A 12,550-nucleotide genomic window follows, 5' to 3' on the forward strand; every position below is an offset into this window, starting at 1 on the left:
GCTGTGCGAGTCAACGCTCGTCGCCGGCGAGCCCCATCAGGCGCGCAAGCAACGGCCATTTGACGAGCGCATCGTCGAGCGCCTGCAGCGCCTGTTCGTCCACGTATTGCGCCGGATCGAATTCGGGCGCGTGGCGCGCAAGGCCGCCGATGTCGTCGGCGAGCGCCTCCGTGTGTCGCGCGCGTCGTTCGCTCATTTCTCCTCCACCCACACGCCGTCCGGCGTCTTCACGGCATAGCCCGACGCCGTCGGCATCGTGACCGTCCCTTCGTTTTCGCCGACCATGGCGGTTTGCGGCAGGCCGGATGCATACTGCGAGAGCACCGTGCCGGGCTTGAACGGGCTCGTCGAAACGAGATTCGAAAGCAACTGTGCTAGCGCGAGGAAACTCGTCGGGGAATCGACGACGGTCGTCGGCCCGTGCTCTTGCGCAAGACCGACGATGCGCACCCCCACGGGCCCGTGAATGATGCGTGGCGTCGGAATCTCGCGCAGGCCAGCCACCTGATTGCGGTCGCCGCGCAAGGCCGCGCCATGCTCGGGAACGAACACTATTACAGCGCGTCGGCCCGACTTCGCGATCAGATCGGCGAATGCATCGACTTCGTTCATCAACGTATTGACGCGCTGCGGATACGAATCGATGCTGGCAAGGCGCTCGTTGCCGACAAGACGGTTGCCGTCGTGCAGGCTGATCGTGTTGTAGTAGAGCGCGACGGGCCCGGCGGTATTCGCCCGCTGTGCGTACCAGCCCGAAAGCACCGAATAGTCGTCGCTCAGCGGCGATCCGTCGAATGCGTGCATCGAAACCGTGGCCTTGTCGTTCGACATCATCGCGGCATTGGGTGCGCCGATGTTCTCCTTCACCAGTTGCAGGAAGTTGTCGAAGTGCCCGTCGTGATTCATCAGCACCTGCGTCGTATAGCCGGCCTGCGCGAGCTGCGAGAACAAGTGGCACTGCTGCGGCGCATCCTTGTAGAGGTCCGCGTGCGCCTCCTGGCCACAGCTCGCACGCAATATGCGGATGGCGGCCGGGCCGCTGTAGCTGGCGGCCGTGCTGAAGTTCGTGAACAGATAGTCGAAGTGGCTCAGCATCGGGTTGTTGCGCGCTTTCGAGGCATCGAGATCGTCCCAGGAAAGCGAGCAGATGTGCAGCACGATCAGATCGAATTGCGCGTTCGGATCGCTGCTCAGGTGCCCGAACGCCACCTGCCGTTGCGCCTCTCGCGTGCGAAACGCCGCCAGCGCGGCGTTATGGTCGAGCGGCTGATCGACCACGGCGGTGCCGGCCGCGCCTGCGGCGTCACGCACCGTTGCCGGGGTGAGCGCGAGGCTCGCGGCGTTCCACACGGGCCATGCCACGAGCGCGAGCAACACGAAGGAGGCCACGCGCAGCCAGCGATTGACGACGAAGTAAAGCACCAGCGCGACGCCCGCCGAAAGCAGCAGCATCGGCGGCACGAAGCGCGGCAGGATTTCGAGCCAGTACTGCCACGAGAAGGCTTCGAGGCTCGAAAAGGTCTCGACTATTCGCGCGAACGGCGGCACGTTCGCCTCGTGATAAAGCAACGGAATGCCAATGGCGAGCCCGGCTGCAAGCCTGGCCGCACGCAGGGCGCGCCGCTTGAACGGGCTCGACAGTGCCAGCGCCAGCGCAAAGGCAATATTCGCCGTCCATATCGGCTGCAGATGCCCCGCCGCGAACAGGTACAGCTTCAGGATGAAATAAAGATTCCAGAACGTCATGGTTTGGTCTCCTCGTCAACCGGCACTTATGCGCCTGCCGGTCGACGGCGGGGGTCTTCTCGTCAATGCCGCGTGCGATCGAGTGCAAGCAGGCCAAGCAACAACTGGATGGCGCCTCTCATCAGGCGTGCGTATCCACCCACGCCCATCAGCACCACTTCCTTCAATCCGGCGAGCGGCACGTCTTCCTCGGTGCGGTCGTGCGCACCGAGCCAGGCATCGGCGCGCCCGAACGTGCACTGCACGAGACGTCGCTCGTCGTCGAGCGAAAGCGTCTCGAACTGCACGCCGAGATGCCGGCCGACATAGCGGCTCACGCGCACCGCAAAGTGAAAGAGCCTGTCGCCACGGCTCAGCGAAACGTCGAGCGTATCGCCCACCGCCAGCGGCAGCCGTGTGTCGGGCAGCTCGAGCCCGAGCCCGCCGGTGGAGTAGTCATGCGTCATGCACGCGAGCGTCGTGCCGTCGCGCAGCACCAGCGTGGCGGGCACGCGCATCGCGATCCGATGAGTCACGCGCACCTGCCTGGCCTCGCTCGCGACGCTCACGGCCGCGCCCAGCAGAATCAGGTTGTAGACGGTCCAGGCTACGTTGAGCACGATCGTCTGCGTTTCGTCGCCCGCGCCGAAGAAGAGCCGGTAGACACCGATCGCAAACGCCGAGGCGTTCATCGCGAGCAGCACGAGGTAGGGTTTCGAAACACCCCAGTCGAAGTAGCCCTCGTCGATGCGCCCGCCCTTGTCCGTCACGTTGAACTTGCCGTGCTTCGGGCTGAAAAAAGCAAACGTCGTGGGCAATGCGATATACCACGCCAGCACGGACTCGTACACCTCCGCCCAGAACGAATGCCGGTACTTGCCCTGCATCCGCGAATTGGCGATGTTCGCCAGCACGATGTAAGGCAGCACGAAGCTCGCCACCGCCGTGGCGGACGCGTTGATGAAGTAAAGCTGAAAGAAGAGGTACGCCATCGGCATCACGAGGAACACGAGACGCGGCACCCCATAGAAGAAGTGCAGCATCGCATTGCCGTAACAGATACGCTGGAAAAAGCCGAGCCCCTTGCCGAGAAACGGATTATCGATGCGAAAGATCTGCGCCATGCCGCGGGCCCAGCGCACGCGCTGCTTGATGTGTCCCGCGAGGCTCTCGGTCGCGAGGCCCGCGGCCTGGATCGTCGGCAAATAGGCGGTGGTGTAGCCGCGCCGGTGCAGTCTGAGCGCGGTATGGGCATCTTCCGTGACGGTCTCGACGGCAATCCCGCCCACCTCCTCGAGCGGCGCGCGCTTGATGATGGCGCACGAGCCGCAAAAGAACGACGCGTTCCAGAGATCGTTGCCGGCCTGCACGAGGCCATAGAAGAGCTTGCCTTCGTTCGGCACGCGGTGAAACGTCCCGAGATTGCGCTCGAACGGGTCCGGCGAGAAAAAGTGATGCGGCGTCTGCACCATCGCGCAGCGCGGATCGCGCAGGAACGTGCCCATCGTCGCTTGCAGGAACGAGCGCGTCGGCACGTGATCGCAGTCGAAGATCGCGATGTACTCGCCTTGCGTGCGCTTCAACGCGCGATTGATGTTGCCGGCTTTCGCATGGCGGTTGTCCTCGCGCGTGAGGTACCCGATGCCCGCGTCCCGCGCGAACGCCTCGAATTCGGGGCGCCGCCCGTCGTCGAGCAGGTACACGCGCAGCTTCCCGGTGGGCCAGTCGATCCCCTGCGCCGCGAACACGGCCGGGCGCACGACCGAAAGCGGCTCGTTGTAGGTCGGAATGTAGATGTCGACGCTCGGCCAGTCGTCGGGGTTGGCCGGCAGTTGCGCGATCGGTCGGTTGAGCGGCCATGCCGTCTGGATCAGCCCGAGCGTGAGGATCAGCCACGTATAGGCTTCCGCGCCGAAAAGCGCATAGCCGACGATGGCCTCGGTGGGCGTCCGGAAGTCGAGCGTCTGCGTGACGCGCCACCAGATGTAGCGGCTCATCGCGAGCAGCGACAGCGTCCCGAGCAGCAGGATCGGCAAGCGCCCGGGAAAACGCCGGATGATCAGCGCGAGCACGAGCGTGACCGCGAAGAACTGCAATTGCGGGCCCGGCTGCAACGGCGTCAAGCCTGCGCCCGTCCACAACAACATGCCGGCCACGACGACGATGGGCAGCAGCCAGCGCAAGTGCCCGATACGTTCCGTGCCGGCCTCGATGCGCTCGCCCCAGCGCTGCCATGGCAGCAGCCCAATGAGCGCTTCGATACGCCGCCAGATGCCGCGGATCAGAACGAAGCCCGGCACGAGCCAGCGATCGATCCAGTCGAGGGCCGCGCGCGCCCTTGCACGTGCCCTGACGTGCGCGGATTGCGCATGAAGACGCGGTGGGCGGACGAACGCACGCCAGAGCCACGCGCGCGCGCTGTGCGGATCGAGCACGCCCCACTCGCGCGCGAGCGCGAGCAGGCCCGCGCGCAGCATCCCGCGCGCGAAGTCGGGTTTGCCGTTGCGCGGCGGCTGAAAGAAGATCCGCACGATCCAGTCGAGCGGCGAGCGCTCAGCGGGCAGACCGAGGCCGAGCGCGATCCAGTCGATGAGCCGCCGGCGCCAGCCCTGCCGAGTACGATCGCCTGCGCCGTTCATCGTCGTCACTCCGCGCGGGCCGCAGCAGGCGCATGCCGGCCCTCGAGCCACGCGTCGAGCCAGTTGGCCACGCCGTGCAGATCGTGCGATGCCTGCGAGTGCGGTGCATCGTCGAAAAGCCAGCTTCCGCGCGCGAACGATTCGGGCATCGCCGCGTCCAGATGCACGCGCTGCGCGAGCAGCGGCACGGCGCCCGCCGCGGCGCGCAGCATCGCAAGCGCGTCGCGCTGCATGTCGCGTACGGGATTGAGGCGATTGACGACGATCGCGACCTCGGCCCCCGTTTGCCGCAGCACCGGCAGCCGCCTCACGAGCGTGGCGCATGCGGCGGGCTCGGGCGGCGTCACGCACAGGATCAGATCGGCGCAGCGCGCGGCCTGCACGGCCTGCTCGCTCGGGTAGCGCGGCGTATCGACGAGCACGACGCCACCCGCGGGCAGCGCGATCTGTGCAATCGCATCGGCGAGCCAGCCCGGTTGCGCCGCAAGCTTTGCATCGGCCTGAAAGCGCTCGCTGTCCGTGAGGTCGCCGTACGGCACGAACAACACGCCGTCCGCATTGCGCCACGTATGCGCGTGCCACGCGGTTTCGCGCCCGACGAGCGCGGCGCCGAGGCCTGCACGCGCGAATGCATCGAGGCCCAGATGCGCACCGAGCAGGTTCTGCGCGTCGAGCTCGAGCGCCACCACCTCGCGGCGCCGGCGTGCCAGCAAAACGGCCAGTGCGGCGGCAAGCGTCGTTCTGCCGGCCCCGCCCGCGGTCGATATGAAAGCGACGGTCTTCATCGCACGCGCCCCTCCTGCATCTCGGATTGCGGCAGCAAGCGGCCCTCCAGCACCACGGGCTCGATCTCGCAAGGCACGGCCTCGCGCGGATCGAACTCCCTGCTTACACGCAAACCGCGCCGCGAACCCGTGTGCTGGCGCACGATCCATACCGGAATGGCCAGCACGATTCCGGCTATGAACGAAATCAATAAAAGAGCGGCCATCTCATCTCTCCTCGACGGCGCGCAGCGGCATCGCGCAACGCTCGGCAAAGCGCCGCGGCGGAGCTGTGCGTAGCGGCACCGCGGCACCCGCAGCCACGCCGGCAGCCGCGGGAACAGGCGCCTGGGCCGGGTTCGCGCGTGCGTCGTCTATTGCGCGTTCCACCGCCTCCGGGCGGGCCTTCGTCTCGCCCGCGCCATTCGTTTCGGTGTCCTGAACGATGCCCGACGAGCGATTGCGCTCCGGAATGGCGGCGCTCGACAACGCACCGGGCTCAGCGGGCTCAGCGGGCTCAGCCGCGAAGAGATCGCTGTAATCGGCCAACGGCGACCGGCGGTCCGCTTCGGCCAGCGCCACCATCTCGCGCCCGATGCTGTCCTCGGCCAGGAACACGACCTGGTCCGACCACGTCCGTACGGGTGAATCGAAAATGCGTGCGAGCGCGGCGTCCGCATCGGGCAGACGGCAGGCAAACAGAAATACGTACATATGGGCGGCATCGGCCGTGAACACGTCGCCCGCGCGGCGCGGGGCGCAACGCCTCAGCGCATCCACGTGCGCAGCCGAGGCCAGCAGCGTCAGCTTGGCCAACACATGCGGCAGTTGCAGCATCGCGCCGCGCGCGAGCACGTCCTGCACACGCTCGCAAAATGCCTTCGCGGGCAGGTAACCGCGCACGTCGTCGGCGAGCGCCGCGGCAAGCGATGCCTTGTAGTCGGCGGCGATGGGCCGCGTATCGAGCTGCCCCTGGAGCGATCGCAGCAGCGACTGCATCCGCGAAAACGGCAGATCCCGGCCGAGCAGCAGGTTCGCGCCGAGGCTGAGCAGCAACAGCTCGTACTGATGACGCAACGCCTGCTGCCGCTCGACGACGACGATCTTCAGCGCACGGCCGCATTGCCGGCGCAGCGTGTGCACGGCCGCGCACAAACGCTCGAGCCCGGCGCCGTCGGTATAGTCGAGCAGCACCGTCGCCGCCACGGCGCCACGGCTCGTTTCGACGGCCGCGTCGATGTCGTCGACGATCTCCCACTCGTCCGGGACCCACGTCTCGTTCGACACGACGGCACGTGTCGCCACCATACGCTCTTCGTCACGCGCGAGCAGCGTCCCCATATGCCCGCGCCCGGCCCCGACCGCGTCGGGCGCGACCGTCAGCTCGCCGCTCTCCGTGAAGCGCAGCGCATGCACCTCCGCCGTGACGAGCGCCCGGCCCGCACGCCAGAAATCCGCGAACCACAGCAATTCGCCATGCGCGCGGCGCATGCGGGCAACACCGGCGCAGGCGCCATGAAATTCGCCTCGGCTCGAATGGCTGGCCTCGTCGTCGAACCGCTCCTCGCGCGCGATGACGTCCGCGTCGTCGAACGGCTGGGCGGGCGTGGGATGAACGATCAGCAAGAGCGTGACGCCGCGGCGCGCGCACCAATCGGCGAGCAGGCGCCCTTCGCGCGCGAGTGCCGCCGGGTCCTGCCAACTGAACCAGCGCTCGGCGCCCTCCACCAGATAAAGCGAGCCCGGCCGGAACCCGAACCGCTTGAGCGCGCGCAACGCACCGATCAGCCGCGCGAATGGCGGCGCGACACCGACGCGTGCGCTGCCCGGCGCGGGAGAAGATGCTTCGGCATCGGTTGCCGCCGCGGGAGGCATCGACAGCACGTTGAGCTTGCGCGGCCAGCCGCGGGCGGGCACCCCTTCCTCGAAGCCGAGCGCCCGCATGCGCTCGGCGATCTGCGCCTGCGTTCTGGCAAGCACCACCGTGACGTGGCGCGTTGCGGCGTGACGTGCGGTGTTCCAGATCAGCGCATCGCAAGGCTGCGTGCGCGGCATCGCATAGACCACATAGAAGCTGCCCGGCGCGAGCTGCGTCACGTCATCGGGAAGGTCCGCGATGGCAAGCCGCGAGCCTTTCGTCTCGCGGCGTGCGAACGCCTCGCCGGCGGCGGTGCGAAAGCTCGCGACGAGCCCCGTGCCGAGCGAGGATCGCGGCCGCTTGGATGCTTCGCTCATCGCGTGAGGCTCCTCGATGTGTCGTCCGCGCGGTGCGCCACGTTTCGGTATGAGCGGTCCATGAACAAGCTCCTCATTTTCGATCCTCAATAGCTCGAATAGAGCCGCACGGGTGCCGGCGAGAAACCGTTGTCGTCCTTGCGCGCGTCGAACGAGTAGCGCACATAGACCATGGCCGAGCTTGGCGCATAGTCGTGCGCATGATCGATTTCGACCCGCGCGCCTGCGACGAAACGCGGGCTGAAACGGTACTGGACGGTGCCCCTCACGCCATAGGAAAAACCGAGGCCGCTCGAGCCGCCGGCATAGAAGAGACTCGACAAGGTCTGGGCGGATGCGGCGCTCACCCCGCTCGGCAGCCCGTTCGGGAAATAGGGAGAATTGCGCTCGTACGAACTCGATACGCCCACCGTCGTCGTCAAATCCCATTTGAACCCGCCGTGGCGCCCGCTCCATTCGATCGGCACACCCAGCGACAGATAGCGCTGCGGACTGTAGTAGCCGCCCTGTCCGTAGCTGTAATAGCGCAAATTCTTCGTGTAATGCCATGCATTGCCGACGAGTCCCGTCGCTACGCGCATGTTCGCACGTTCGTAGACCGGCACGGTGAATCCCGTGCGCAGCGTCACTTCCTCGTTGCGCGCGACGTTGACGCCGGTCAGCACGCCGGCGCCCAGATCCGAAAACACGTTGACGCGGCCGATGTCGATGCCGGTGTGCCAGTCGATGCCGTCGCGCCGCACGCCGCCCCAGACGGCGTTCGTCCACGGGTCGCGCAAGCCCGCGTAGGACAGCTCGCTGCCCGTCTCCGGCCGCCGCGAGGCCGCGATCGAGAAGCTCGCGGGACCCGCGTCGAAGCGATAGCGCACACCGCCCACGAGGTAATGGACGGGAAAACCGATAGGCGTCGTCCCGAAATCGATGCGCCACGCATCCGACAGATAGCCGGCTCCCATGCCCACGCCATTGGCGCGCTGACGGGCGGTGAGCAGCTTGTCGCTCGTAGGCGCCGTCGCCCAGCCCGAGTACGTGCCGAACGTGGTCACGGCGTAGCTCGGCGAGTCGCTCATCTCGAGCGTGCCCGCATCGAGGTGCACGACGTCCGCATGGAAGAAGAAGTGACCGTCGTAGCGATACGGGATCTGCACGTAGACGGGCACCTGCTGTGCGTGATAGTCCGAGATGCCCGGATCGCCTGATTTGTAGGCGGGCAGCCAGCCCGCCTCGATCTCGGGATCGCGCCGCGCCTCGAGGCCGGCCAGTGCCGATTGCGCGGGCGTGCCGTCGGGCGCGCGCGAAAACACACCGGTCGCGCGTTCCTGCTCGAGCGACTCGCGATAGAGCGAGGCGGCCTCGTCGTAGCGCCCCATGTCCTCGGCCAGCCTGCCCTCCTCTACTGTCACGTCAGGGCGGGTCGGATAGGCCACGCGAAGCGGCGACACCACTTGCATCGCTTCCCTGGGGCGCTTCAATGCGGCGAGCCGCCGCGCCGCCGAAAGGCGCACGTCGACATCGTCGGCCGGCGATGCCTCGAGCACGCGCCGTACGATCGCCAGCGCCTCGCCATGCGAGCCGCTTTGCTCCAGCACGCGAGCGAGCGCGAGCTGCGCATCGGGATCGTCCGGCGTACGCGCGAGCACAGGCGCGAGCGCCCGCCGCGCGGCCGCGTAATGTCCCTGCGCGCGCTCGACGTCCGCGAGTTCGAGCGCGTACCGCTTGTCCCGCTTGGCCGCGGGGCTCGCGCGCTGCAACAAGCGGCGCGCGCGCGCAGGATCGCCGGCGTCGAGCGCGGCATCGGTTTCGCGAAGCACGAGGCGCAACGCCTGGTCTTCGAGCCGCACCATCTGCTCGGCATCGAGGGTCTTCTCGCGCCTGAGCGCGCCGAGCCACGCATCGAGCTCGTCGTTGCGTTGCGCGCTGCCCAGCAAGTCCCCGTATCGCAGCCGCACGTCGGCATCGGTCTCGCGCCGATGTGCGCGCATCCAGTCGTGCATGAGCGCCACGCCGCGCCCGGGCTCGCCCGCATCGATCCAGGCCGCCCCCACGGAAGCGGTGACATACGGGTCGTCCGCGCCGAGCACGCGTGCACGTTCGAGTGACGCCTCCGCGTCATCGTGGTCGCCGCGCGCAAGCTGCCGGCGCGCCTCGCCGAGCGCCGCCTGCGCGTCGAGCCGTCGCGACAGCGCCCGCATGGCGTCGGTGCGCGCATCGTCCGCGATCGGCGCGAGCGCCGCCTGTGCGCCGGCCGTATCGTCGATCGAGTTGAAGTAAAGGGCAGCCGCGTAGCGCATCTGCGCCGACGCATCGGCTACGAGCCCGTCGTCCATCACCGCGCGGCCCAGTTGCGGCAAGCCGATGTCGCGATAAAGGCGGGCCAGCGCGAAGCGCGTCCACGGCGCATCGGGGGCGAGCCGCAGCGACTGTTCGTAGCGCTCGGCCGCCGGGCCCTTCTTGCCTGCGGCCAGCAACCGCTCGGCCTCGTTCGTGAGCGTGTCGGCGCGCAATTGCGCGAGCTCCGAGCGCGCCTCGCGCATGTCGAAGCGCGCTTGCAAAGCGTCGAGAAACGACGCGACTTCGTTCTCGCGTCCCGTCGACAACAACAATTGCCGCATGCCGCGCGCCGCATCCATGTTCGGCTCGCGCGCCGCAAGCAACTCGCGCAGCAACGGCTCGGCAGCCGCCCAATTCCGCTGGGCGAGCCACGCATCGGCAAGCAGCGTCTTGGCCTGTGCGTTCGTTCGATCCATCGCGAGTGCCGCTTCGGCTGCGCGGGCGGCATCCGGGGCCCGTCCGGCCGCGGCCGCTTCGCGCGCCTCGGCGATCGTTCCCCAAAGCAGCGCCGTGCGCGCGAGGCTTTCCCATTTCGAGCGGTCGTCGGACGACAGCGCCGCCGCCCGCTGAAACAACGCGCGGGCCTCGGCATGGCGCGCCTCGCGCAAACGCACGAGGCCGAGCCCGCCCACCGCGTCGGCATCGCTTGCGCGCGCCTGCGCCGCACGCGACAGCAGTGCATCGGCCGCCGGCACATCGCCGCGCGCAAGCGCGCGCAGGCCCTGCTGCTGGGCGATATAGTCGGGATCGCGCTCCAGCCGCCGACGCGCCTCGATCTGCGCGTCCAGCCCGGCCAGACGTTCCTCGAATTCGCTATCGCCGGGTGCGAGCCGCAAATAAGCACGCAGCGCGTCTGCATAGACGACGTCCGCGCCGGCGGATTGCAGGACGTGGCGCCACAGGTTCATCGCGGCCGTATGATCCACGTCGTCGCGCCGCGCGAGACTTCCCGCGAGGCGGTTCGCTTCGGCCCGCGTCTCGCCACGTCGGTTGAGCAGCTCGGCCAGGACCAGCCCGGCGTCGGTATCGCCGGGATCGTCGGTCACGCGGCGCTTCAACGCGCTCACGGCTAAGACGTAGCCCTCGGGCGTACCGGCGACGATGCGGTAGTACTCGGCACCGAGCGCGCCAGGCGGCGCCCCGTGGGGGAACAATACGGCGAGTTTCTGTCCCGCTTCCTGCGCCCGGCCGCTGCGGGCCAGGAGCCTGACGGCGGCAAGCGCTTCGCGTCCGCTCGTCGCCGCGCGAAACTCGTCTTCGACCTGCAGCGTCGCAGGCGCGTTCGGCGCCTTCGTCTTCAACTGCTCGAGCAACACCAGCGCGCCGCGCGCGTTGCCAAGCCGCAAGTCGATGCGCAGCGCCTCGGCCACGAGCGCGGGATCGTCGGGCGCGACGAGCAGCGCTTTTTGGATCGCCTGCAGCGCGAGATCGTCGCGATGCTTGGCCGCCCACATGCGCGCGGTCGCGACGAGCCGTGCCGCAGCCGTGCGCGCGGCAGGCTGCGCATCGGGTGCCGGCACGGCACGCGGCGCCGGCATGACCCGGCCCGGCTGCGCGGCGGCGGCCTGCCCCGCCCACGCACCCAAGGCGAGCACGGCAATGCGCACGAGACGCACGATTGCGCAACGAGCGTTCAGCTTGACACCGCCGGACATGTTCCTTTCCATGCGACATCGAGCGAACCGTCGGCCGCGAAACGATAGCGGCCGTCGAGCCAACCGAGTCCGAAGAGCGTGAGCACGCTTGCGTAATAGCCGGGTGCGGATTGCGCGTTCATCGCGCGTGCGCGCTTCGCCTGCGCATCGGCGAGCGCCGTCTGCCCGCGTGCTGCCAGAAGCGGCGCGGCAGCCGCCGAGAACCCGGCATTGCCCGAATTGGGGCCGGCTTGTCCAGTCGTCGCGTCGACTTTCTCGGGCGGCGCCCCGTGCGCGGCGACGAAATCGGCGAGCGGCGCGAAGCGGGCCAGCAGGCCCGCGGCCTTGGGATCGCCGGCGTCGAGCATGCCGGCCCAGAGATAGACGCGAATTGCGTCATAGCTGCCTTCGGCGCGCGTTTTTTGATCGGGCGCGAAGCCCTGCCCGGTACGGTAAAGCGCCCAGTCCGGGGCGAAGCCTCGCGGCGCCGTGGCATCGAGCAATTGCGCGGCGCTCGCGGCGAGGCGCGGCCAACGCGTATCGTCCACGAGCCGCAGCCCGATGCCGCGCACGATCTGCAGCGGCAAGTAGCTCGGGTTGAGGCGCCAGAGGTCCGGCTCCGGGTGAAAGCCCCGCGGCCCCGGCAGCAGCATCGGGCCGAGCCCCGGCAGGTTCGCCGCCTCCTCGTCGAGTACGCGCTTGGCGAGCAATGTCCCGCGCGCCGTATAGCTGCGCTCGTGCCATAGCGCGCCCGCCTCGAGCAGCGCATAGGCGATCCAGAGATCGGCGTCGGAAGCCGCGTTCGAATCCAGCACCTGCCACTTGCCGTCGGGCGCGCGGCCCCAGAGCCAGGCAGGAAGGTGTGCGCTCAAATCACCTTGCGCAAGGTTGTTTTCGGTCCAGCGCAGGATCGTATCGAACGCTTTCCGGTCGTTCGCCACGAGCGAAAAGAAGAGCGCGTAGGACTGCCCCTCGGAGACCGTGCGGACATCGCTCGAGCCCACGTCGATCACTCGCCCGTCGTTCGAAACGAAATCGCGCTTGAACGCGTCCCAGTCCGGCCATGCCGCCCCGCACGCAGCCGCGGCGACCCCGGATGATGGTGCTTTCGTGCTGCCGGCCGCGCCCGCCGCGGCCGAGCTCACGCAAAGCGCGGCCGACAAGGCAAGCGTGAGGCGTGCGCGCTGGCGCGCGAAACGAGGCTGTGCGTATGCGGCCATCG

8 protein-coding genes are annotated in these 12,550 nt (G+C 68.3%); all 8 read right to left on the bottom strand.

Annotation, left to right across the window (positions count from 1 at the left end):
* Nucleotides 1-10: 10 nt before the first annotated feature.
* The 8 genes from U0034_RS22910 to bcsZ all read right to left on the bottom strand — a co-directional run bounded on the left by U0034_RS22910 (nucleotide 11) and on the right by bcsZ (nucleotide 12,548).
* Entirely contained in the window at nucleotides 11-196 is a 186-nt protein-coding gene (locus U0034_RS22910; RefSeq protein ID WP_085229621.1) for a hypothetical protein, read from the bottom strand.
* Nucleotides 193-1,746, bottom strand: coding sequence for a cellulose biosynthesis protein BcsG (gene bcsG / locus U0034_RS22915; RefSeq protein WP_085229622.1), 1,554 nt, complete (start codon nucleotides 1,744-1,746; stop codon nucleotides 193-195). The genes U0034_RS22910 and bcsG overlap by 4 nt, the downstream gene beginning before the upstream one ends.
* Before the next feature lie 62 nt (nucleotides 1,747-1,808).
* Nucleotides 1,809-4,364: a UDP-forming cellulose synthase catalytic subunit gene (gene bcsA, locus U0034_RS22920; RefSeq protein ID WP_085229748.1), complete on the bottom strand. Its 2,556-nt coding sequence runs from the start codon at nucleotides 4,362-4,364 to the stop codon at nucleotides 1,809-1,811.
* Nucleotides 4,365-4,369: 5 nt separating this feature from the next.
* Nucleotides 4,370-5,149, bottom strand: coding sequence for a cellulose biosynthesis protein BcsQ (bcsQ, locus tag U0034_RS22925; RefSeq protein WP_085229623.1), 780 nt, complete (start codon nucleotides 5,147-5,149; stop codon nucleotides 4,370-4,372).
* Nucleotides 5,146-5,355 carry a hypothetical protein gene (locus U0034_RS22930; RefSeq protein ID WP_085229624.1) on the bottom strand — a complete coding sequence of 70 codons (210 nt, stop codon included), beginning with the start codon at nucleotides 5,353-5,355 and terminating at the stop codon, nucleotides 5,146-5,148. Before U0034_RS22930 ends, bcsQ begins: the two co-directional genes overlap by 4 nt.
* A gap of 1 nt (nucleotide 5,356) precedes the next feature.
* Nucleotides 5,357-7,363 carry a cellulose biosynthesis protein BcsE gene (gene bcsE, locus U0034_RS22935; RefSeq protein ID WP_085229625.1) on the bottom strand — a complete coding sequence of 669 codons (2,007 nt, stop codon included), beginning with the start codon at nucleotides 7,361-7,363 and terminating at the stop codon, nucleotides 5,357-5,359.
* Nucleotides 7,364-7,449: 86 nt separating this feature from the next.
* Complete coding sequence (locus U0034_RS22940) at nucleotides 7,450-11,349, bottom strand: cellulose synthase subunit BcsC-related outer membrane protein (protein ID WP_085229626.1); 3,900 nt, start codon at nucleotides 11,347-11,349, stop codon at nucleotides 7,450-7,452.
* Entirely contained in the window at nucleotides 11,328-12,548 is a 1,221-nt protein-coding gene (gene bcsZ, locus U0034_RS22945; protein WP_085229627.1) for a cellulose synthase complex periplasmic endoglucanase BcsZ, read from the bottom strand. Before bcsZ ends, U0034_RS22940 begins: the two co-directional genes overlap by 22 nt.
* Nucleotides 12,549-12,550: the final 2 nt, after the last annotated feature.

Source organism: Trinickia caryophylli, assembly GCF_034424545.1.
GTDB classification, from domain to species: Bacteria; Pseudomonadota; Gammaproteobacteria; order Burkholderiales; family Burkholderiaceae; genus Trinickia; species Trinickia caryophylli.